Origin of the sequence: Cryptosporangium sp. NPDC051539 (genome assembly GCF_044454545.1) — a bacterium.
Taxonomy (GTDB): Bacteria; Actinomycetota; Actinomycetes; order Mycobacteriales; family Cryptosporangiaceae; genus Cryptosporangium.
In genome coordinates this window covers 108,667-130,180 of sequence record NZ_JBITDV010000015.1, presented here as the reverse complement: position 1 = coordinate 130,180, position 21,514 = coordinate 108,667, and the positions used below count along the sequence as shown (strand labels likewise).

At 71.0% G+C, this 21,514-nt stretch carries 22 protein-coding genes and 2 pseudogenes; 8 read left to right on the top strand and 16 right to left on the bottom strand.

What is annotated here, in order from left to right:
* Nucleotides 1-91: 91 nt before the first annotated feature.
* The 6 genes and pseudogenes from ACIBZJ_RS37525 to ACIBZJ_RS37500 form a co-directional block, all read right to left on the bottom strand.
* A complete protein-coding gene (locus ACIBZJ_RS37525) occupies nt 92-1,486 on the bottom strand; it encodes a sugar porter family MFS transporter (RefSeq protein ID WP_395938386.1) in 1,395 nt (464 codons plus the stop codon).
* A gap of 110 nt (nt 1,487-1,596) precedes the next feature.
* Nucleotides 1,597-2,514: a hypothetical protein gene (locus ACIBZJ_RS37520; protein WP_395938385.1), complete on the bottom strand. Its 918-nt coding sequence runs from the start codon at nt 2,512-2,514 to the stop codon at nt 1,597-1,599.
* Nucleotides 2,511-3,080: an RNA polymerase sigma factor gene (locus tag ACIBZJ_RS37515; RefSeq protein WP_395938384.1), complete on the bottom strand. Its 570-nt coding sequence runs from the start codon at nt 3,078-3,080 to the stop codon at nt 2,511-2,513. The genes ACIBZJ_RS37520 and ACIBZJ_RS37515 overlap by 4 nt, the downstream gene beginning before the upstream one ends.
* A 141-nt stretch (nt 3,081-3,221) precedes the next feature.
* Nucleotides 3,222-3,923 carry a DUF2278 family protein gene (locus ACIBZJ_RS37510; RefSeq protein ID WP_395938383.1) on the bottom strand — a complete coding sequence of 234 codons (702 nt, stop codon included), beginning with the start codon at nt 3,921-3,923 and terminating at the stop codon, nt 3,222-3,224.
* Nucleotides 3,924-4,032: 109 nt separating this feature from the next.
* Entirely contained in the window at nt 4,033-5,091 is a 1,059-nt protein-coding gene (locus ACIBZJ_RS37505) for a MerR family transcriptional regulator (protein ID WP_395938382.1), read from the bottom strand.
* 101 nt (nt 5,092-5,192) lie between these two features.
* Nucleotides 5,193-6,529: pseudogene (locus ACIBZJ_RS37500) on the bottom strand (PLP-dependent aminotransferase family protein).
* Between the two features lie 63 nt (nt 6,530-6,592).
* Between ACIBZJ_RS37500 and ACIBZJ_RS37495 the strand changes: the two are divergent.
* On the top strand, nt 6,593-6,940 hold the full coding sequence (locus ACIBZJ_RS37495) for a hypothetical protein (protein ID WP_395938381.1): 348 nt from the start codon (nt 6,593-6,595) through the stop codon (nt 6,938-6,940).
* Between the two features lie 83 nt (nt 6,941-7,023).
* On the top strand, nt 7,024-7,686 hold the full coding sequence (locus ACIBZJ_RS37490) for a DUF1345 domain-containing protein (protein ID WP_395938380.1): 663 nt from the start codon (nt 7,024-7,026) through the stop codon (nt 7,684-7,686).
* A gap of 171 nt (nt 7,687-7,857) precedes the next feature.
* On the opposite strand, the gene ACIBZJ_RS37485 is transcribed toward ACIBZJ_RS37490, so the two are convergent.
* From ACIBZJ_RS37485 to ACIBZJ_RS37475, 3 genes and pseudogenes are all read right to left on the bottom strand, one after another.
* Complete coding sequence (locus tag ACIBZJ_RS37485) at nt 7,858-8,064, bottom strand: hypothetical protein (protein ID WP_395938379.1); 207 nt, start codon at nt 8,062-8,064, stop codon at nt 7,858-7,860.
* 70 nt (nt 8,065-8,134) lie between these two features.
* Nucleotides 8,135-8,275 carry a hypothetical protein gene (locus ACIBZJ_RS37480; RefSeq protein ID WP_395938378.1) on the bottom strand — a complete coding sequence of 47 codons (141 nt, stop codon included), beginning with the start codon at nt 8,273-8,275 and terminating at the stop codon, nt 8,135-8,137.
* A gap of 18 nt (nt 8,276-8,293) precedes the next feature.
* Nucleotides 8,294-8,383, bottom strand: a pseudogene (locus ACIBZJ_RS37475) (PadR family transcriptional regulator); the annotation flags it as partial.
* Between the two features lie 287 nt (nt 8,384-8,670).
* On the opposite strand from ACIBZJ_RS37475, the gene ACIBZJ_RS37470 reads away from it, so the two are divergent.
* Nucleotides 8,671-10,767: a hypothetical protein gene (locus tag ACIBZJ_RS37470; RefSeq protein WP_395938377.1), complete on the top strand. Its 2,097-nt coding sequence runs from the start codon at nt 8,671-8,673 to the stop codon at nt 10,765-10,767.
* Here the strand turns inward: ACIBZJ_RS37470 and ACIBZJ_RS37465 are convergent, their stop codons facing one another.
* The 4 genes from ACIBZJ_RS37465 to ACIBZJ_RS37450 form a co-directional block, all read right to left on the bottom strand.
* Nucleotides 10,768-11,160, bottom strand: coding sequence for an MmcQ/YjbR family DNA-binding protein (locus ACIBZJ_RS37465; RefSeq protein ID WP_395938376.1), 393 nt, complete (start codon nt 11,158-11,160; stop codon nt 10,768-10,770).
* Nucleotides 11,161-11,282: 122 nt separating this feature from the next.
* A complete protein-coding gene (locus ACIBZJ_RS37460; RefSeq protein ID WP_395938375.1) occupies nt 11,283-12,593 on the bottom strand; it encodes an MFS transporter in 1,311 nt (436 codons plus the stop codon).
* Between the two features lie 286 nt (nt 12,594-12,879).
* Complete coding sequence (locus ACIBZJ_RS37455) at nt 12,880-13,083, bottom strand: cold-shock protein (RefSeq protein ID WP_395938374.1); 204 nt, start codon at nt 13,081-13,083, stop codon at nt 12,880-12,882.
* A 378-nt stretch (nt 13,084-13,461) separates the two neighbouring features.
* A complete protein-coding gene (locus ACIBZJ_RS37450) occupies nt 13,462-13,896 on the bottom strand; it encodes a MarR family winged helix-turn-helix transcriptional regulator (RefSeq protein WP_395938373.1) in 435 nt (144 codons plus the stop codon).
* 91 nt (nt 13,897-13,987) lie between these two features.
* On the opposite strand from ACIBZJ_RS37450, the gene ACIBZJ_RS37445 reads away from it, so the two are divergent.
* The 4 genes from ACIBZJ_RS37445 to ACIBZJ_RS37430 are packed head-to-tail and all read left to right on the top strand — an operon-like array spanning nt 13,988 to nt 17,685.
* A complete protein-coding gene (locus tag ACIBZJ_RS37445; protein WP_395938371.1) occupies nt 13,988-14,887 on the top strand; it encodes an SDR family NAD(P)-dependent oxidoreductase in 900 nt (299 codons plus the stop codon).
* Nucleotides 14,884-15,753, top strand: coding sequence for an amidohydrolase family protein (locus tag ACIBZJ_RS37440; protein ID WP_395938369.1), 870 nt, complete (start codon nt 14,884-14,886; stop codon nt 15,751-15,753). The genes ACIBZJ_RS37445 and ACIBZJ_RS37440 overlap by 4 nt, the downstream gene beginning before the upstream one ends.
* The gene (locus tag ACIBZJ_RS37435; protein WP_395938367.1) at nt 15,746-17,224 is read left to right on the top strand and encodes a long-chain fatty acid--CoA ligase; all 1,479 of its coding nucleotides are present in this window, start codon (nt 15,746-15,748) and stop codon (nt 17,222-17,224) included. Before ACIBZJ_RS37440 ends, ACIBZJ_RS37435 begins: the two co-directional genes overlap by 8 nt.
* The gene (locus tag ACIBZJ_RS37430; RefSeq protein WP_395938365.1) at nt 17,221-17,685 is read left to right on the top strand and encodes a MaoC family dehydratase; all 465 of its coding nucleotides are present in this window, start codon (nt 17,221-17,223) and stop codon (nt 17,683-17,685) included. Before ACIBZJ_RS37435 ends, ACIBZJ_RS37430 begins: the two co-directional genes overlap by 4 nt.
* 70 nt (nt 17,686-17,755) lie before the next feature.
* Here ACIBZJ_RS37430 and ACIBZJ_RS37425 read toward each other — a convergent pair whose 3' ends face one another.
* Nucleotides 17,756-18,409 carry an HAD family hydrolase gene (locus ACIBZJ_RS37425; protein ID WP_395938363.1) on the bottom strand — a complete coding sequence of 218 codons (654 nt, stop codon included), beginning with the start codon at nt 18,407-18,409 and terminating at the stop codon, nt 17,756-17,758.
* A 140-nt stretch (nt 18,410-18,549) separates the two neighbouring features.
* The gene (locus ACIBZJ_RS37420) at nt 18,550-19,698 is read right to left on the bottom strand and encodes an FAD-dependent oxidoreductase (protein ID WP_395938361.1); all 1,149 of its coding nucleotides are present in this window, start codon (nt 19,696-19,698) and stop codon (nt 18,550-18,552) included.
* A gap of 136 nt (nt 19,699-19,834) precedes the next feature.
* Between ACIBZJ_RS37420 and ACIBZJ_RS37415 the strand changes: the two genes are divergently transcribed.
* The gene (locus tag ACIBZJ_RS37415) at nt 19,835-20,359 is read left to right on the top strand and encodes a MarR family winged helix-turn-helix transcriptional regulator (protein ID WP_395938359.1); all 525 of its coding nucleotides are present in this window, start codon (nt 19,835-19,837) and stop codon (nt 20,357-20,359) included.
* A 51-nt stretch (nt 20,360-20,410) separates the two neighbouring features.
* Here ACIBZJ_RS37415 and ACIBZJ_RS37410 read toward each other — a convergent pair whose 3' ends face one another.
* Complete coding sequence (locus ACIBZJ_RS37410) at nt 20,411-21,424, bottom strand: LacI family DNA-binding transcriptional regulator (protein ID WP_395938357.1); 1,014 nt, start codon at nt 21,422-21,424, stop codon at nt 20,411-20,413.
* Between the last annotated feature and the right edge of the window lie 90 nt (nt 21,425-21,514).

Here is a 21,514-nt window from a genome sequence, read left to right as displayed (position 1 = left end):
CGCCGCGACGACCTAAGGTTTCCATCCTGGGAGGAACTCGACGAGCCTGTCAATCTACTTCGGACTATTACCGTCGCGGCGGCGGCGGGGATCAGAAGTCGGCGGGCTTGAACTTGCCCTCGTGCAGGTGGTCTTCGATCTGCTCCAGACTCCGGCCGGTCAGTTCCGGCATCTTCCGGTACAAGAACACGAACGCGAGGACGTTGAACGCCGCGTACAACCAGAACGTCGGCCCGGTGCCGATCGCGTTCATCAGGCTCAGCAGCGTCAGCGTGATCAGCACGTTCGTGCCCCAGAGCGACGCGGACTGCGCGGCGGCCCCGGCGGCGCGCGTCGCCAGCGGGTAGATCTCGGAGCCGGTCAGCCAGCCCATGAGCTGGATGCCGCCCGCGGTGAACGCCATGAACGCGATCAGCGTCGCGATGATCCACGGCACCATCGACTTGCCGCTGTTGCCGGTGACGAAGAACAGCCCGAGCACGAACAGCGCCACCGCCGCGAACGGCAGCGTGATCAGCGTGAGCCGGCGACGGCCGACCCTGTCGATGATCGCCAGCCCGACGAGTTGGGCGATCAGGTACGTCAGCCCGAGCGCGACCGACACCCGCAGCGCGGTGGAGTCCGAGAAGCCGTTGTCGGTGAGGATCGTGGGCGTGTAGTAGACGATCATCTCGATGCCGGACAGCTGGGTGAAGATCGCGAGCCCGCAGCCGACGACCAGCGCCGGTCGCACCCATGCCTGCTTCAGCCCGGCCCAGCCGCGGGTACGGGCCTCCCGCTCGGCGCGGACGTTCTCCTGGATCTCGTCCAGCTCGGCGGTCAGGTCGGCGTCCTCGTGCCGTACCCGGCCCAGCGCTTCGCGGGCCCGGTCGTCGTGGCCCTCCCGGGCCAGCCAGCGCGGGCTCTCCGGCAACCGCAGCATCAGAACGAACATCAGCGCCGCCGGAACCGCGGCCAGGCCGATCGCGACCCGCCAGTCGATCACCTCGGTCGCGCCGACGATCGTCGCGATCACGATCCCGACGCCGATCGCGATCTGGAAGAACAGCACCAGACGTCCCCGGTACGCCGACGGCGCGAGTTCGGCCACGTACACCGGCGCGGTCTGGGTGGCGCCGCCGACCGCGAAGCCGAGCACCAGACGGCTCAGCGACAGCGTGATCGGCTCGGGCGAGAGCGACGCCGCGACCGCACCGACGACGAACACGATGCCGATCAGCAGCAGCGTGCCGTGCCGGCCGCGCCGTTCGGCCAAGCGGCTCGAGGTGAGCGCGCCGATGACCGCGCCGACCAGGATCGAGGCCGCGATCGTCTGCTCCCAGACGTGGCCGATCCCGAAGTCGTCGCCGATCTGGAGTAGCGCGCCGGAGATGATTCCGGTGTCGTAGCCGTACAACAGCCCGGAGATCGCCGAGACCAGCGCGACCACGATCACGGACCCGGTCAGCCGATCGTTCTGCTGTGGGGGTGACTGGACCTGACTCATCTGGCCTCCCGGTGCGGCAGCGACGCTGGTGCCGACCGGCTTACCCACGATCGTGCCAACAATCACGTCGGTGGGTCAGCTCCCGGCCGGTTGCACCGGCCGTACCGGTTTCAGTGCCACGGCACCGCCTTCACGCACTCCGGCGGGTCCCCCCTGACGCCGAACACCACGGTCCCGCGCGGATCGACCGCGCAGGCCCGCTGACCCGCGTGCCACTCGGCGAGGAACTGCCCGTTCCGGTCCAGCGCCTGCACGGCCGGGACGACACCGGTCTCACGGCGCAGGCTGACCGACGCGGCGAACGTGCCGTCGACGACCGGAACCGTCTCCGTTCCGTCCCCGGCGGTCACCCGGACCGTGTGTGCCTCCGGACGCGTCCGGCCGACGACGAGATACCAGCTCGGGGCGAGGCCGGGCCCGACCGCGAGCTCCATGGTGATCGGGCCGGGCATCCACTGCGCGTGCGCGCGGTAACCGACCAGATCCAGCCGGGACGCCGGCGGCAGCGAGGAGCCGTGCGCGACCGAATGCCAGCTGCAGAAAACCAGGGTCTCGTCATCGGTGAGCACGGTGACGGTCTTGTCGGTGTTGGTGACGGCATTGATCAGCCGGAGGGCGTCGAGGTCGACGAACTCCTTCGCCATCCGCGGCTGCGCGCTGTTCTGACCGGGCACCTGGTTCTTCAGCTCGGTCACGCACGCGTTGCGCAGCACGGTTTTCTGGACGTCGCTGAAGCCTTCGAGCGTGGCCGACGGGGACGGCGCCGGGGACGACGTGGGGGCCGGGGGGTGCGCCGGCGGCGGGGTGGCGGAACGCATCAGGCTCAGCACGGTGACGGTCGCGCCGAGCAGCACCGCGACGGCGGCGGCGGCCAGCAGGGGCATCAGGTGCCGCCGGATCCCCGCCGCCCGCGGGCCCGGACGGCGGCGCTCGGCCGCGATCCGGCGGCGGACCGCGTCGCGCATCGCGTCGCGGCGCTCGGCCGAGACGTCGCGCTCCGGGGGTGGCGTCGGAATCGTGCTGGTCATCGGTTCCCCCTCCCGACGTTCGCCGGTTCGAATCTTCTGGTCAGACGGGACTTCGCCCGGCTCACCCGGGAGCGGACGCTCACCTCCGCGATACCGAGCACCTCAGCGGCGTCCGCATAGGACACACCGGCCCACACGCAGAGGGCCAGGGCCTCGCGCTCGGCGCGGGGCAACTCCTCGGAGGCGGCCAGAACCTCAGCCATCCGCTGCTCGTCGTCAAGGCGTTCGGCGACGTCGTCGGCGTGGTCGGGGGTCGGGACCGGCGACGGGAGGCGTTCGAGGAGCGCCTCCCGTCGACGCCGGGAGCGGTACTCGTTGCGGATCGTGTTCGTCGCCACGGTCAGCAGCCACGGCAGCGCGGAGTCGTGCACCAGCGTCACGGCGTTGCGCTGCCGCCAGGCCGCGAAGAACGTCGAGGACGTCGCGTCGTCGGCCAGCGCCCAGTTGCCGGTGAGCCGGAAGCAGTGGTTGTTCACCGCTTTGAGGTAGCGATCGAACAGCACGCCGAAGGCGTCGTCGTCACCGGCGGCCGTGGCCGCCCACAACTGCCGATCGGAGGTCGTCACACTAGTCAGTCACCGCCCGGCACCCCCGTGTTGCACGGGTTCAGGATCGCGCCCGGCTCCTGCCGGTCAGCGGTTCCGGCGCAACGCTACCCATCCGGACGTTCTCCCTGCCCGCGAGCGGGGAGAACGTCCGGCCGGAGATCAGGCCATCCCGTGGACGTGCGTCGCGAACGGCCCCGGGGGCACGCCCGGCACCGCGTGGCCGTCCTCGTCGGTCTGCCACACCTGGCTCTGGAACGCGAGGAACACCGCGACCCAGCGCTCTTCGCGGGTCAGGTGCAGCAGCACGCCGCCGTCCTGCCAGATGCCGTCGTCACCGCGGAACCGCCGCACGTTGCCCTGGTTCAGATGGACGTTGTGGACGCCGTTACCGGGCTCGAAATGGAAGACCTTGTCGCGCTTGCTCTCCGGCCCCCAGCGCTCACCGAAGACGTAGATCACCACGCTGCGGTCGCCCATCGCCCCGCGTACGTAGTGGTCGAAGATATCGGCGAGATCGTTGTCGGGACCGCCGATCTCCGACGGGAGAGTCCGCATCGACCCCTTGTCGAACAGATTCCCGCGGAGGTAGTCCAGCGCCGCGCCGCCCTCGTCCGACCGGAGCTCCGTCCACCCACTGCCACCGGCCGGCATTTCGCCGAGCTTCGACGCGTCGAAATTCTCGTCGACCAGATACAGCAGTTCCGACGGCTCTTCCTGCGATCGCACGTTGACCGCGACCCGGTAATTGATGCCGTTGTTGTCGACGACATGTACCTGGTAGTGGGGTGTGTCGTCGTGGCCGCCCTCGCGTTTGACGTCGACCACGACACCGGACAGAACTCCGTACGGCCTCACCGGCATGGCAAACTCCTCCCCCGTGCGCTCCGGAATTGCGAGCGCGCTGAACGATTCGGCGCTCAACCTACGGGGGCGACCCGCGAATTGCGCGAGGCGCGCGAGCGAGTCGAATTCATTCCACGTCGGCGACGACACACGCAATGTTGTCGGGTGCGCCGGAGGCATAGGCGAGACGCACCAATTCCAGAATCGCTTCCTCCGGAGTGGAATTGGCGCGGAGCGTCGCGTGCAGCGCACGACGGTCGACGGCCGCCCACAGACCGTCGGAACAGAGCAGGTAGCGGTCGCCGGGCAGCGCGGTCCGCAGCGCGAGGTCGGCCTCGACCGGAGGCGCGTCCACACCGAGGGCCCGGGTCAGCAGCGGCCGGTCCGGGTGGGCCGCGGCACCGGCGACGTCGAGCCTGCCCTGGTCGATCTGGGACTGCACCCAGGTGTGGTCGGTGGTGAGCCGGACCAGCTCACCACCGCGTACGACGTACGCCCGGGTGTCACCCACGTGCACCAGCCCCAGCCGGGAACCCTGCCGCACCAGCGCGGTCAGTGTGGTCGCGGCCTGCTCACCGCCGGAGCTCGCGGCCCGTACCGCGCGGTCCGCCTCCTCGACCGCCTCGGCCAGCCGGGCCAGCAACCCCCCGCCGGACCGCCCGGCCGACTCGGGTGCGGCCGGGCGCAGCGCGGCGATCGCCGCCTCGGCCGCCGCGGCCCCCCGGCCGCCCCGGACGCCGTCGGCCACGGCGAGCAGCCCGTCGTCGGCGTGCACCGCGTCCTCGTTGGTGGTTCGTACCGCGCCTGCCTCGCACGCGGCGGCGAATCGGATCCTCATGACGTCGGACATCGCAGCTCTCCCTGAGAGGTGCTCGACGAGGAGGGCTGTCACCCTGGCCCGGGCGGCGGTCTCCGCGGTCACCTGCGCCCAGTAGGCGCCGATGGCCTCGGCGGCCGCCGGACCGTCCAGCTCGCAGACGTCCCGGATCGCCGCCAGCGGCATCCCGATCCGCCGTAGCTCGGCGATCAGCCGCGCGGTGTCGCGCTGCGCGGCCGAGTAGAACCGGTAGCCCGATTCCGGATCCACCGCCACCGGCGGCAGCAGCCCCGACGAGTCGTAGAGCCGCAGCGCCTTCGGCGTCAGACCGGTCTCGCGCGCGAACGCGCCGATCGTCAGCAGCTGCACCGGTGACATCCTCCTCGCACCGGTCACCGTGACCGGCGTGCCCTACGCTGCGGCTTCACCGAGGGTCAAGGTCAAGGACCGGAACTCCTCGTCGCGGCGGCTCACTGGTAGGCGTCCTCGAACAGCACGCGGCGGACCGTCCGCAGCGTCGTCCGGAGGGTCTCCGGGTCGGTCGACCCGAGGGCGAGGCGCAGCGCCTGCGGCGCGGGGCTCGCGACGGCGAACGGTTCGGCCGTGGTGACCGAGATGCGCTGCCGCGCGAGCGTGGCGACCAGCCGGTCGGCCCGCGCGTCCTCCGGCAGCGGTAGCCAGGTGAAGTACGACGACGGGTGGCTGACGTAGGGCAGGCCGGCGAGCTCGGCCCTGGCGATCAGCTGCCGGGTCCGCGCGTCCGCACGCTTTTGCGACTCCAGCGAGTCGACCGTGCCGTCCTCGAGCCAGCGGCAGGCGATCGCGGTGGTCAGCGCCGGCGTGTTCCAGGTCGTGACGCGGATCGCCCGCTCCACCGCGGGGACCAGCGCCGCAGGCGCGACGACGAACCCCACCCGCAGGCCGGTCGCGACGCTCTTGGAGAGGCCGGACACGTGGACGGTGACGTCGGGCGCGATCGCGGCCAGCGCGGCGGCGGGTCGTCGACCAGATACGCGTAGGAGGCGTCCTCGACGAGGAGCAGTGCGTGGCGCCGGGCGATCCGGGCCAGCCGCTGCCGGTCGGCGGCGGGCATCACCCAGCCGAGCGGATTGTGCAGCGTCGGCATAGTGTAGATCGCGCGTACCGGCCGTGCCGCGCAGAGACGTTCGAGCGCGTCGAGGTCCGGGCCGTCGCCGTGCGCCGGAACGGGCGCGAGTTCGAGGTGCAGCGTCGACGCCAGTGCCCGGAAGCCGGGGTAGGTCAGCGCGTCGACCGCGACGACGTCGCCTGGGCCGAGCGTCCCCATGAGCGTGGAGGCGAGCCCGTGCTGGGCGCCGCTGACGATCAGGACCTGCTCCGCGAGGGTGGGGAGCCCGCGGCGGCGAAGATGGCCGGCGATCGCCTCGCGGTCGCGGCTGCGGCCGCGGTGGGGCTGGTAGCGGAGCAGGCCCTCGAGGTCGCCGGAGGCGGCGAGGTCGCGGAGCGCGCGGCGGAGCTGGTCGGCCTGGCCGGGCAGCGACGGGTAGTTGAAGTTGAGGTCGGTGGCGTCCGCGGCGACCGTGTCCTGGTCGACGCCGTGGCCGGGCGGCAGCGCGAGGTCGCGCACGAACGTCCCGCGGCCCTGTTCGCGGCTGACCAGGCCCATCGCTTCGAGCTCGGCGTAGACCCGGGTCGCGGTCACGACGGCGATGCCGTGGTCGCCGGCGAGCGCGCGGTGGGTCGGCAGGCGGGCGCCGGGACCCAGCCGTCCGCTGCGGATGTCGGCGGCGAACGCGTCGACCAGGGCCTTGTAACGCGGTGCGGCCATGCCGCGAGTGTATGCAGAACAATTTGTGGACTGTACTGGTTCTGCGCTCCTACCGTGCGAGCCATGCACATCGCGATTCTGACCTTCGAGGGCTACAACGAGCTGGATTCCCTGATCGCCCTGGGCGTGCTGAATCGGGTGCAGGGTCTGCGCGTCACGATCGCGTCGCCGTCGCGGCGGGTGCGCTCGATGAACGGCGTGGTGATCGAGGCGATGGCCCCGCTGACCGAGGCGTGCGACGCCGACGCGGTGATCGTCGGCAGCGGGATCGCGACGCGGGAGATGGTCGAGGATCCGGCGATCATGGGCGCCGGGTACGCCCTGCATTACGTCGCCCCGGTCGGAGAGAAGGACGAGTACGTCGAACGGGCCTGGCGCAACCTGGACCCGTACCTGCCGGCCGTGCACTGACGCGGCACATCCGGATCGCCGACGCGGCGGTGGCCGCTCGGGCGGTCGCGCTGATTCGAGGCCGGCGCTTCTACAGTCTGGGCATGCCTCCGAAGACCCTGTACCACCGCCTGTTCGGCTGGCACGCCCCCGCGCTGCGGCGGGCCGTGCTCGCCGTCCTCGTCGGCACCCTGGTCGGGGCCGTCACCGGCACGTTCGTCCGCTGGGAACTCGCCGTGGTCACCGGCTGGGACGCCGCTGCCCTCACCTACCTGGCCACGATCTGGCCGATCATCCTGCGCGCCGACGGCGACCGCGCCGAGGCACTCGCCCAGCGCGAGGACGAACGGCGCGGCGCCGCCGCCGTGCTGCTGATCGGCGCCAGCGTCGGCAGCCTCTTCGGGGCGGCGTCCGCGCTCGGAGCCGCCGGTGGCCAGCACGGTCAGACCCGGGCTCTGCTCACCGGCGCCGCGATCCTCACCGTCGCCCTGTCCTGGCTGGTCATCAACACGGTCTACACGACCCGCTACGCCGACCTGAACCACCGCGCGCCGAAGATCGAGTTCTCCGACGGCGACGAGAAGCCCGACTACCGCGACTTCGCCTACGTCGCGTTCACGATCGGCATGTGCTACCAGGTGTCCGACACCACGCTGCGCAGCCGGACGATTCGCCGCACCGCGCTCACCCACGCCCTGCTCTCGTACCTGTTCGGCGCGGTCATCGTCGGCGGGTCGGTGAACCTGATCGCCGGCCTGCTGAACTGACCGCGGACCGGATAGGCCCGCGTCCGGCCCCGCCCGCGGCCGGCCCCGCCCGCGGCCATCCGGCCCGGCGCCCGGACGGCCGCGGCCGGGCGAGACGTACACGGTCGCCCGCCGCGAGCTTCTCCCGATCGTCCACCCCTCCGCCGACCTCGACCTCTCCGGCGAGACCGCTCACGCCTGCACCAGGGCCGACGACGCCGTCACCCTCCACCACCACGCCGACGCCGACGTGGTCCACGCCGCCGTCCAGCGCGCGGTGGACCGGGTCGTCGGGGTCAAGACCGTCACGGTCAGGGCCACCGGCGACCGGATCGCGGCGACGGTCCGGGCCGCCCGTCCGATCGCGCCGGCCGCCCCCGCGGCGCCGAGGCCGACCACCTGCGCGAAGACCTCGAACGACTCACCGGCCGCCAGGTTTCCCCGGACCTCCTGACCGACTGCGCCGCGCTCAGACGCGGGCCTGGTGACGGACGGCCAGTGTGGACACGGTGAGCAGCACCACCGGTCCGAGACCGGCCGCCGCCGCCAGGAACAGGAACGCCGACGGATCCGGGCCGACGACCCGGCCGCGGACGAGCGCTGCCCCCACCGCGACGAGCGCGGAGTAAAGCGTGCCGGTCGCCGGCGTGACCCGCCCGTGGGAGAGCAGGTCGGCCTTCTTGATGATCGCGTAGCCGTAGAGCGGCTCGTCCTGCAGTACGGCGAGGATGAAGGCTCCGACGGCGCCTGCGCACCGACGTCCTGATCGGACGCGTCCGGGACGACGAGCCGCCCGACGGCGGTGCGTGGAGCAGGGTGACCGGCACGGTCCGGAGGACCGAGATGCGGGAGATCTCGATCCGGGAGCTCGTGCCGGAGGAGGAGGCCGCCACCCGAACAGCGCGGCTGCCCCGCCGATTCGCCACCGGAGTGGGACGCTTCGGCGCCGGACGTCAGTCTCGCGACCGATGTGTTATCGGGTGTCCGGTTCCGACGATGAACGGCATGCGTCGCCGTTTCGTCATTCTGTCGATCGTCGCGGCGGTCGTGGTCGTCGCGATCGTCGCCACGCTCCTCGTCGTCCGCGCCCTGCGTCCGGACAGGTACACGGCGGAGTTCGCCGCCGACGGCGTCGCACCGGTGACCGTGACCGTGCCCGGTGAGGCGGGAAAGCCGACGATCGAGGCTCGACCGGCCGTGGACCCGGCGCGGCTGCCGAGCGCGGTGCAGGCGCTGTCGAAGCCGGTGCGCATCGAAGCCGGGAGCTTCGACGGCGACGCCCGCGTCACGATGACCTACGGCCCGGCGACGCTCCCGAAGGGAGCGGACCCGACTGCCGACCTGCAGATCCTCACGTTCGTCCCGGACGCGGGCCTGTGGCTCCCGGCCGCCGGGACGGTGGACACCGGCGCGCACACGATCACCGCGTCCACTCCGCACCTGTCCGATTGGGTCCTCGCCGTCACCGACCCGCGGAAGCTCGACGACATGAAGGCGTTCCAGGAGCGGATGAACTGGACGCTCAGCGGCCGGATCGCCTCGCTGATGACGGTCGGCGAGCAGGATCCGCTCAGCTGCGACGCGAAGCACCTGCTCCTCCCGGCCCGGATCTCCAGCACGATCGCCCTCGGTGAGATCCCCCTGTGCCAGGAGGCCCTCGACAACGGCACCTACCGTCTGCACTGGGTCAACACGACCGGCCTGCCGGTCGTGTCCGACCTGCCGCCGGGCTTCCGCTCCGCCGCCAAAGACCTTCATTCGGACGTCTTTCTGCAGACGGTTCTGCAGAAACACCAGCATCTGGACGGGGTGATCGTGCGGCCGGGCAAGTCGCTGGAGGTGACGTTCCCGGGCAGCGCCGTCTCCGCTACCACGCAGTTCGACGGCGAGATCGACTGGAGCATCTACCTCGTCACGATGATGCGTCAGATCATGTCGGCGATGCTCGGCGCGGACGAGCCGGACAACTCGAAGGCCCGGGAGTTCCTCGACGCCTCGTTCCGGCTCACTGAACTCTGGAACTGCGTCGCCGACGCGGCCGGCGAAAAGCAGTCGTCCGGCAGCACGTTCCGGACGCTGTTCACGTTCGTCTGGAAGTGCAAGGGCGCGATCTACGAGGCGCTGGAAGCCGGTTTGACGAAGATCGCGGGAAAGGCGGTGTCGAACGGGCTCGCCAAGCGGCTGGGCCGGTTCCTCGGGCGGCAGCTCGACGTCGTCGCCAAGATCGAGGACTTCATGGACATCGCGCGCTCGGAGATCGCAGGGCTCACCACGATCCCGGCGCAGCTCTTCGGCCACCTCGACACGTCGGTGACGATCCAGCCGAGCCGGGTGATGACGTCGCCGGAGGCCGCCGCGCTGCCGGTCGCCGCCGCGGATCCGGCCGGCTCGTTCACCACCGGGTGTGCACGTCTGCCGTCGGCCCGGTTCCCTCCGGCCGGGATGCCCGATCCGTCGCTCTGCTACCAGAGCGTCCCCCTGGATCTGAACGGGAACGGGAAGCCGGACCGGCTGATTCTCTGGCGTCCGGGATCGCCGGACCTGTTCACGCCGCTCGACGCGGCCAGCCTCGGCGCGGTGGCGTACCTCGACGACGGGTCGTTCCACCGGATGGCCGACCCCGTCGGGGGGTGGGGTCCGGACCTCGGCGGAGGGAGCCTGTTCCACTTCCGTCAGGTCGTGCACCTGGGTGCGGACACGCGGGCGGCGGCCGTGGTGTCTCTCGTACTGGGCAGCAGCACGACGCACAGCGTCGTGCTGGCCCTGGTCGGCAACGACCTGCGAGCGGTGCGGTCCGGTGCGGACGTGTTCGATCTGGCCGACGGCGGTGGGGCCGGGTACACGAGCGGGTTCGGGTTCGGGTGCGTGCGCTCGGGCGGGAAGCCGCTGTTCGTCACCCGGAGTTCGCTGACCGACTTCGGGCCGCCCCAGTCGTACGCGTGGGGCCTGACCTACTACCGGTACACGAACGGGGTCCTGACGCAGGTCGGCGTCGAGCAGGGCAAAGCGGCGAGCGAGACCGCGATCCCGGCCGCGGGTTCGGACTGCTCCTCGGCCCCGGTGAAGCGGCGCGGGCCCGAGGTCGGTGCGGTCCCCCGCTGATCAGCGGGCGTCGAGGCGGGCCACCCGGCGGGGGCCCGCGGTCAGGCGGTAGCTGGCATCGAGGAACTCGGCGATCTCGTTCCAGTCGGTCTCGGCCGTGAGGTCGATACCCAGCCAGCCCGAGGGCCCGAGGTAGGCCGGTACGTAGCAGCGCGGATCCTCGGTCAGCGCGGTGCGCTCCTCCTCGTCGAGCAGTACGAGGATCGAGTGCTCGTGCCGGTGGTACTCGCCGTCGATCTTGATCGAGCCGCCGAAGTAGGCGAAGACCTTCGTCGTGTAGAAGGCCGGGATGCCGTGCGAGATCTTCTCGGCCGCGTCCGGGAGAGCGAGGGCGAGGGCGCGGACCCGGCGCAGCAGGGGGTCCGCATCGTCGAAGTTCCTCGGATGCGTCACGAGCCGACGATACGCGGAGGCAACGCACCCGGGGACGGGCCGCCCGGTGCTCGTGCCCGGGGACGGGCCGCCCGGTGCTCCGTGCCCGGGGCGGGCCGCGCAGCGCTCCGCGCCCGGGGACGTCAGTTCTCGGCGGTGACGTTCAGCGGTCCCGCGGAGCGCGGGACGACGAGCACCGTGAGAACGGCGAACGCGACCGCCACGACCGCCAGCACGCCGAGGGCCGGGCGGAGCCCTCCGGCGCCCGCGGACAGCCCCGCGATCAGCAGCGGCGCGAGGAACTCGCCCAAGAACAGGGTTCCGGTCCAGAGCCCGGTCCCCCGCCCGCGCTGATCGAACCGCAGACGGTTGACCGCCCAGGTCAGCAGCGTCGGCAGCATCAGCCCGGTGCCGGCGCCGGCGATCACCGCCCCGAGCATGATCACGACGACCGAGTCGGTCGCCGCGGCCACCGCGAACCCCACCGCCGAGAGGCCGAACGTCACCGGCAGCAACTGGCGCGCGCTCCGGTGCGCGAGCCGCCCGAACATCCCGGCCCCGGTCGCGGTGGCGATCGACGCCAGCGCCGACAATCCGCCGATCGCGGCGGTCGACGTCACCCCGGCGTCGTCGAGCACGAACGACAGTTCCACGATCAGCGCGTAGAACACCACGCCGCCGACGACCGTCACCAGGCACGGCGTCAGCAACTCCCGCCACGGCATCGACGGCAGCGTCCCGACCGGCTTCGCCGACCCGCCTCCGGCCGACGAGGCCGACGGGTCCGGCCGCGCCCGCCGCGCCGACAGCGCCGACGGGACCGACGAGGCTGACCGCGCCGACAGCGCCGGCCGCGCCGGCTGCCAGATGAACAGCGCCATCGGCACCGCCAGTACCAGCGCGACGAGATACAGCCAGAACGGCGCTCGCCACCCGGCCCCTCCGAGCGCGCCGCCGACACCCAGGAACACGGTTCCGGCCACGGCCGCCACCAGCACCTGCAGGCCGAGATACCGGCTGCGCTGCGGACCGTCCCAATAGTCGGCGATCAGCGTCGTGCAGCACGTCATGATCGCGGCCTCGCAGAGGCCCACCAGCGCGCGGCTGCCGATGATCAGCCCGAGCGAATTCAGGTACAGCGGAGCGGTACCGACGATCGCGTACGCGATCATCGCGGCGATCAGCACCCGCTTGCGATCGATCGCGTCGGCGATCAGCCCCGCGAACGGAGCCATGACGCCGATCAGCAGCGCCGGGATCGTCAGCACGATCGGGACGAGCACGTCGACGCCGGACACGCCCTCGAAATGGTCGGTCATCGCCGGCAGCACCGGCGCGATGAGCACGGCACCCAGGATCGACAGGCAACTACCGGCGAGCAGCAGGATCAGCTGCGGCATCCCGGCCGTGCGACGCCGCGCCCCGGTGGGCGTGGTCAACAGAGCTTCCGGCATCAGGGCGCCCCTCGACGGTGAACGACGAAACCGAGTGGCGCGCGTCACGCCTCGGTGCGCACGACTATCCGCGACGAGCCCGGCCATCGGGAAGACGGAACCTGCGATACCGAATATCAGCCCTGCCTATACCGGTTCGCGCGAGCCGGACAGCGCTCCGGTCACGCGGCGCCGCAGGTCGGGCCGGGAGTGTGGGCCACCCGGGCGGCGAAGGCCGAGGGCGAGCGGGCAAGCAAAAGCCCGGAGCGCGCGAGGCGCTCCGGGCTCTTGGTGATCAGCCCTTGGTTCAGAGCGGACGAATGTTCGCCGCCTGCGGGCCCTTCTGACCCTGGGTCACGTCGAACTCGACGGTCTGGCCGTCGGTGAGCTCCTTGTAGCCCTGCGTCTGGATCGCCGAGTAGTGGGCGAAAACGTCCGGGCCGCCCCCGTCGGGCGCGATGAACCCGAACCCCTTCTCCGAGTTGAACCACTTCACGGTGCCAGTAGCCATACTTTGTTCCTCCGAAAACGCGGTCCCATTGCGGACCACCAACCGATAGCTTTCCAGGCCTGACAAGCCCTGCCAACTTTGCCCCGCCGATTCGGTCCTCAAACCGTGAACTCGGCACCCCTCGAGCGTCGCCCGGAAACCCCGGACAGCGGTCCCGAGGGAGGGCGCAAATCGGCGGCGCCGGCGTCCTGGCGAGCGGCCGAGCGGTCACCACAGCCCCTGACCAGCGTGTTGTTCCCTCGGCGACGCGGGTCTGGACCACTCGCGGCCGGGACGACGTCCGCGCGGGGCGAGAGGCGGCCGTCGCGCTCAGCCCGCGGGAAAGGCCCGAGAAAAAGCGACACGCCGCGCCTGGGCTACAGCGAAGTCGCCGTCCGGTCAGGAGTTCGCGGCCACCGGCAGCGACACGATCCGGGCGAGGAGCGCACGCAGCACGTCCTGTTCGCCGCCGGTCAGCACGCCGAGTTGCTCGGCCACCCGCGCGTTCACGCGGGCGGTCGCGCGCTCCGCGACGGCCCGGCCCGGCCCGGTCGGCGCGACGAGCTTCGTCCGGCGATCGGCCGGCGACGGGCGGCGCTCGACCAGCCCGGCCCGGTGCAGGTCGTCGACGAACGCGACGACCTGGCTCGGGTCGAGGCCGAGCACCTCGGCGAGATCGCGCTGCGACCTCCCCTCGGCCGACTCGCACGACAGGCAGAGCACGGAGTACTGGCGCACCCGCAGCCCTTCCTCGGCCAGCGCCGCGTTCACGCTCCGGACCAGCTGGCCACTGGCCCGGGACAGGAGGAACCCGATGTCGTCGACGAACGGCATTAGATGAGCTCCTCATCAATTGACACTCTCAATAGTTGACCCTAGCGTTCGGAACGACGGAGATCTCCCCCGCGACGCGAAGAGGCGCCACATGGATCTGTCCGGCAAGGTTGCGATCGTCACCGGCAGCGGGCGGGGCCTGGGTCTCGCCTACGCTCAGCGGCTGGCGGCGTCCGGCGCGAAGGTCGTCGTCAACGACGCCGACGCGGAGACGGCCGAGGCCGCGGTCAAATCGATCGGCGGCGCCGCGGTCGCGGAGGTGGCGGCGGTCGGATCCGGCGAGGCGGCCCAGGCGCTGGTCGACCGGGCCGTGGGCGAGTTCGGACGCCTCGACGTCCTCGTCAACAATGCCGGGATCCTGCGCGACACGACGCTGTGGAAAATGACCGACGAGCAGTTCGACGCGGTGATCACCACGCACCTCCGGGGCACGTTCACGTGTACGCGGGCCGCGGCGATCCAGATGCGTGCCGCGGACAACGGGGGCCGGATCATCTGCGTCGGCTCCCCCACCGGGCAGGTCGGCAACTTCGGGCAGACGAACTACGCCGCGGCCAAGGCCGGCATCGTCGGCATGGTGCGCACCTGGTCGATGGAACTGGCCCGCGCGCGGATCACCGTGAACGCGATCGTGCCGGTCGCGGCGACCGCGATGACCGAGACGCTGCCGTTCGTCAAGCCGTACATCGAGGCACTGCGCAACGGCGAGGAGCTGCCGCCGTTCGCCCGCCGGGAGCTCGGGTTCGGCCCGCCGGAGGACGCGGCCGGGCTGGTCGCGTTCCTGGCGTCGGACGCGGCTGCCGATATCACCGGGCAGGCCATCGGCGTCGGTGGTGACCGGCTCGCGCTGTGGAGCCATCCGGCGGAGGTCGCGGTGGAGTTCGCCGACGGAACCGGGTGGTCGGCGGACGCGATCGCGGACGTCTGGGCGGACCGGTTCGCCCCGTCGTCCCAGACCGTCGGCCAGCAGCTCCCGGAGGCCCCGCGATGAACCTCGACGCCCTGACCGCGATCGACGTCCACGTGCACGTGCACGCCGACCAGCACGGGCACATGGCCATCGATCCCGAACTGGCGGGCGCGGCCGCGAAGTACTTCAAGGGCGACCCGTACGACCCGACGGTCCCCGAGATCGCCGACGACTACCGGCGGCTCGCGATGGCCGCGGTGATCTTCACCGTCGACGCCGAGGCCGCCACCGGCCAGCCCGCGCTGTCGAACGAGGAGATCGCCGACCTCGCCGCCCAGCACTCCGACGTCCTCATTCCGTTCGGGTCGATCGACCCGGCGCGCGGGGTCGCGGGGGTGCGGGCCGCCCGCCGGCTGGTCGAAGAGCGGGGCGTCCGCGGGTTCAAGTTCCACCCCAGCTTCCAGGGGTTCGAGCCGAACGACCGGCGGGTGTATCCGCTGTACGCCGAAATCGAGGCGCTCGGCGTCCCGGCGCTGTTCCACACCGGTCAGACCGGTATCGGTGCCGGGCTCCCCGGTGGCCGCGGGATCAAGCTGCGCTACTCCGACCCGATGCTGCTCGACGACGTCGCCGCCGACTTCCCCGGGCTGACGATCATCATGGCCCACCCGTCGGTGCCGTGGCAGGATGCGGCGATCTCGGTCGCGACCCACAAGTCCAACGTCTACATTGATCTGTCGGGCTGGTCGCCGAAGTACTTCCCGCCGCAGCTCGTGCACGCGGCGAACCGCCAGCTCAAGCACCAGGTCCTGTTCGGCTCGGACTATCCGCTGATCCGTCCGGAGCGTTGGATGAACGACTTCGAGAAGCTCGAGATCAAAGACGACGTCCGGCCGCTGATCATGAAGCAGAACGCGATCCGGGCGCTGGGACTGGGCCGTGCGTAACGCCGGGCTGGGCTCCTGGCCCGAGCGGCGCCGGAAGATCTCGCCGGACCGGGACGCGCTCTGGTTCGAGGGCGTCACCACCTCCCACCTGGAGTTCTCCGACCGCGTGCGGCGGGTGGCCGGTGCGCTGGCCGGGCTCGGTGTGCGGCCCGGCGACCGCGTGGGGTGGCTCGGCGTCAACCACCCGGCCGCGCTGGAGACGCTGTTCGCCTGCGGGCAGCTCGGTGCGATCTGGGTGCCGGTCAACGCGCGGCTCACGGCGTCCGAGGCGTCGTACGTCCTCGACCATTCCGGCGCGTCGGTCGTCGTCCACGGGAATCTTCCGGAGGGATTGCCCGCGCAGACGTCGGTGCGCCACTGGCTGGCGGTGGACGACGGGTCCTACGAGGCGGCCCTCGCCGACCCTTCGCCCCGGGACGTGGACGTATCGCTCGACGATCCCTGCCTGATCATGTACACCTCCGGCACGACCGGGAAGCCGAAGGGCGCGGTCCTCACCCACGGGAACATGACCTGGAACGCGGTCAACCAGTTCCTGGGGATGGACTTCGCACAGGACGAGCGCACGCTGGCGCTGGCGCCGCTGTTCCACATCGGCGGCCTCAACGGCACCGTCAACCCGACGCTGCTCCGCGGCGGCTGCGCGGTGATCGTCCGCGGGTTCGACCCCGCGCAGACGCTCGCGGTGATCGAGGAGCAGCGGGTGAACTCGTTCTTCGCGGTGCCGACGATGCTCGACGCGATGGCCAGGCAGCCCGACTTCGGGACGCGGGACCTCTCCGCGCTGCGCACGATCGGCGCCGCCGGTGCCCCGCTCCCGCTGCCGACGCTGCGCACCTGGCTCGAGCGGGGCGTCACCATGCAGCAGTGCTACGGCATGACCGAGGCCGCGCCCGGCTGCACGGTCCTCGACGTCGCCGACGCCGAGCGCAAGGTCGGCTCGGCCGGGAAACCGGTGTTCTTCACCGACCTCCGGGTGGTCGGAGAGGACGGCTCCGACGTCGGCGCCGACGAGGTCGGCGAGGTGATCGTGCGGGGCCCGAACATCATGGCCGGCTACTGGGAGGACCCTTCGCGGACCGCGGAGGTGCTGGTGGACGGCTGGTACCACACCGGCGACGCCGGCTCACTGGACGACGAGGGCTTCCTCTACATCCGCGACCGCTACAAGGACATGATCATCTCCGGCGGCGAGAACGTGTACCCGGCCGAGGTCGAGTCCGCGTTGCTGGAGGTGCCCGGCGTGCTCGAGGCCGCCGTGATCGGAGTGCCCGACGAGAAGTGGGGCGAGGTCGGGCTCGCGTTCGTCGTGGTTTCCGTTCCTCCCGATCCGGACGCGCTGCGCGCAGCGCTGCGCACCCGGCTGGCCGGGTTCAAGATTCCGCGGCGGTTCCGTTTCGTCGACGAGCTTCCCAAGACCGCCACGGGCAAGATCCGCAAGCCCGATCTCCGGAAGGATGTCACCGCATGAGCACCACGACGACGGCCGCCGAACTGCCGAAGCTCGCCGGCACCGAGCTGGGGGTCAGCGACTGGTTCGAGGTCTCCCAGGAGCGGGTGAACCTGTTCGCCGACGCCACCGACGACCACCAGTGGATCCACGTCGACCCGGAGCGGGCGAAGGCGCAGAGCCCGTTCGGTGGCCCGATCGCCCACGGCTACCTGACGCTCTCGCTCCTGATCCCGATGTGGGCGCAGGTCCTGAACGTCACCGACGCGACGATGGGCGTCAACTACGGCCTGAACAAGGTGCGGTTCCCGGCGCCGGTGCCGGTGGGGTCGAAGATCCGGCTCACCGCGACGCTGAAGAGCGTCGACGAGGTGCCGGGCGGGTACCAGCTCACGGTAGGCGCCGTGATCGAGGCCGAGGGCGTCGCCAAGCCGGTCTGCATCGCCGAGCCGATCTTCCGGACGTACGGCCCGCAGGGCTGAGCCGCCAGGGGCCCGCGGGGCTGAGCCGCCAGGGCCCGGGCCGGGGGCGGAGTGCTCGGTGCGGGGGCCGTCAGAGGGCGGCGATCACCGCGGGGAGGTCGGTCATGCGGGTGACGAGCGCGTCGGCCTCGTGCAGCAGCTCGGCCGGGGTGAGAGCGCAGTATCCGATGACGCGCATGCCCGCAGCTCGGGCCGCCTCGACGCCGGCCGGGCTGTCTTCGACGACGACGCACGCCTGCGGTGTCGCGGCCAGGCACGCGGCGGCGTACAGGAACAGGTCCGGAGCGGGTTTGCCCCGGACCACGTCCTCGGCGCTGAACAGGTGCTCCTCGGCGAACAGGGTCTGCAGGCCGGTCAAGCGCAGGCTCAGCCGGATCCTGGCGTGCCCGGCCGAAGACGCCACGCACAGACCCATCCCGCCCTCGCGCAAGAGGACGATCGCTTCCGCCACGCCCGGCACGGCGACCAACCGCTCGCGCAGCACCGCCTCGTAGGCCGCCGCCTTCTCCCGGAGGAACGTGTCCGGCACCGGGTGTCCCAGCCGCCGTTCGATGTTGGCGACGACCGCGTCCTCGCTGCGTCCGAGGTGTTCGGCGAAGATCTCCGCCCGGGTGATGGGCCAGCCCAGGCCCCGGATCAGCTCCAGGTCGACCTCCTGGATGAGGCGTTCGCTGTCCACGAGGACCCCGTCGCAGTCGAAGATCACTACCTCTGGCCGGCGCACTGCTCAAGACTTACCCGACCCTCGCCGGGAATGCACGTTCACGTCCGTCGTCGTGCCCACGCGTCTGCCGGAGTGAGCCGGACCGCGGCGGACGCGGCCCGCCGCTTCGAACTCGCGGTGGCTCGCACCCGGGCGGTGTGTCATCGGCGTCGATGGCCGTCGGTCGTCACGCGGTCCATCATGTTCCGCAGGTTCTCGGGCGCGTTGTACCCGAACGTCTGCTCGAACGACTGGTATCCCTCCTGTGTGGACGCCGCGCTGCGCGGCAGCATCTCGGCAGCGAAGTCCGAGAACGCCGACTCGATGTCGTCGGGCGACGCGGCAACTGCCTTGCCGAGTTGGGCGCCGTCGTAGAGTGCCCAGTTCGCTCCGTCTCCGTCCGGGGGCGTCAAGTGTGCGGCGTCCCCGATGAGCATGACTCCCGGCGCCCGGTCCCACGTGTGCCCGAGCGGCAGTCCCCAGATCGGCCGGGCGACCGGCGTGGTCTCGCCGCTCGTGACCAGCTCCAGGAGTTCGGGCGCCCATCCATCACCCAGTTCGGTAGCGATGCCGGTCAGTGCCTGCTCGCGGTTCGAGAAGTCGGTCGAGTGCACCCAGTCGAGGGGCTTCTTCAAGACGACGTACGTGTGAATCACATCGTTGGCCTCACGATGCCCGAAGATCCCTCGTCCGGGTTCCATCGCCAGCATCGCGCCTCGGCCGACCAACTCGGCGCTTCGCCGGTGGCGCTTGTCGACGTCGTGGAGGAAGGTCTCCACCCAGACCGTGCCCAGGTACTCCGGCGTGGCCCCGGAGAGGAACGTCCGTACGCGCGACCAGGCGCCGTCCGCGCCGACCAGCACGTCGGTCTCGACCGTCGAACCGTCGGTGAACGCGATCCGGTACGCCCCGCCGCCGGTGGCGTCGATCGAGTCGACCTTGCGGCCCCAGTGGATCGTGCCGTCCGGCAGCGAATCGATGAGGATGCGTCGGAGTTCCCCGCGCAGGACTTCAGGGTTGCTCAGCTCCCCGTCGTCGGGGAGCTCGCCCACCACTTCTCCGTCCGGGCTCAGGAACCTCATGGCTTCCGCGCCCATGTTGATGATCGAGCGGAACTCGTCGACGAGCCGGCAGTCTTCGAGGGCGACCTGGCCGTTGAAGTCGTGGATGTCGAGCTGGCCTCCCTGCGTACGGGCCATCGGAGAGGCTTCGGCCTCGTAGATGGTCGAGGGGATGCCGTGGACGTGCAGGACGCGGGCGAGCGTCAACCCGGCCAGCCCGGCCCCGATGATCGTCATCGAGCGGTTCATGTGGTGCTCCGAACCTCGTCGTGAACCCAGCGGCGAACGCCGTCGGCACCGCAGGAATGTGCTGCGGTAAAACTATTATGCAGCAAAACTATTCGGCGGCAAGAGGTAGTATGGGGATCGAACGAAGGAACGGGAGATGAGCGACGACATGCCGGCCGGGGCAAGCGACGCGCGTGAGCGCGTGGTGCAGAGTTTCACCGCGTTCAGCGCAGCGCAGAACGAACTGTCGCGGTGCTTCGCCCGGAGCATGGGCATGCACACGACCGACGCCGCCGCGATCGTGCTGATCATCGAAGCGGAGGATCTTGGCCGGCCGCTGACACCCGCACGCCTCGCCGAACGCGTGGGCCTCTCTCCCGGGGCCACTTCGATCCTGCTCGGACGTCTGGAGGTAGCCGGGCACGTCGAGCGCACCAGGGAAGGTACCGACCGTCGCATCGTGACCCTGCGCTCGACCGCTGCGATCAACGCCGCCGCCGACGCGTTCTTCGAACCTCTGCAGCAGCAGCTCGGCCGCGTGCTCGGGGAGTTCACGACAGCGCAACTGGACACCATCACCCGCGCTGCCGACACGCTGCGCACCGCCATGGAGACCTACCTCGGCGACTCCCCATCGTCTGCGCAGACCGACTCGAACCCGTCCCGGGATAGTCACCGGTAGCGGCGGTGCAGGCGCCGGGTGCCGCTCTACCGCGTACACGCCGTTGCCGTACTAGTTCGCCGGGCGGATTTCGCCCGAGCCGCGGGCGATCAACCGGGTCGGGATCTCGTGGATCGCAGGCTCCCAGTACTCCCCCGCGAGGCGGCGGAAGATCAGCGACGCCGCGAGGCGTCCCATCGCCCACGGATCCTGGGCCACGACCGTGACCCCGGGCTCCAGGAGATCGGCCAGCGGGAAGTCGTCGAAACCGACCAGCGCGACGGAGTGCTGGCGTCCCAGCGTCCGCAGCGCGCGGATCGCACCGATCGTCACCAGGTTCTGGGCCGTGAACAGCGCGGTCGGTGGGGCGTCCAGTGCGAACAGCCGGTGGACGGCCCGCTCGGCGGCCTCCTCGGTGTGGAGGTCCTCCACGACGTGCGCCGGGTCGGGACGGATGCCTTCGTCGGCGAGCGCGTCCCGGTATCCCTGCAGACGGTCGCGGGCGGTGACGACCGAGCGCAGATCACCGAGGTAACCGATCGCGCGATGGCCGTGCGCGACCACCTGACCCACGGCCTCCCGGGCTCCGGCCCGGTTGTCGATCAGCACCGTGTCGACCTGGACGCCGGCCGGTGGCCGGTCGACGAACACCACCGGCGTTCCGGCCAGGATCTCCGCCGTCAGGTAGCCCTGGTTGCTGCTCGCCGGCGCGACGATCAGCCCGTCCACCTGGCGTCCGGCGAAGATGCCGACGAGCGCGCGCTCGCGGGCCGGGTCCTCGTCGACGCTGCCGGCCAGGATCGAGACGCCGTGGTCGCGGGCGACGTCCTCCATGGCCCGGTGCAGCACCGAGGAGAACGGGTTGGCGACGTTCTCGAGCACCACCCCGATCGTCGCCGTGCGGCCGCGCGCCCGCCGCAGGCTGCTCGCGGTGAGGTTCGGCCGGTAGCCCAGTTTCTCGATCGCGGCGGTCACCGCGGCGACCTTCGCGTCGGTCACGCCGGGCTCGCGGTTCACCACCCGGGAGACGGTCTTCGGGCTGACGGCAGCCAACCGCGCCACGTCCCGCAGCGTCGCCCGGCCCATCTCCGGAGCGTGTCCAGAATCGACATCGATGTCAAGCAGCATCCTTTCGCGACTCGATGAGCGTCCACTATTGACTCCCACGATTCAGAG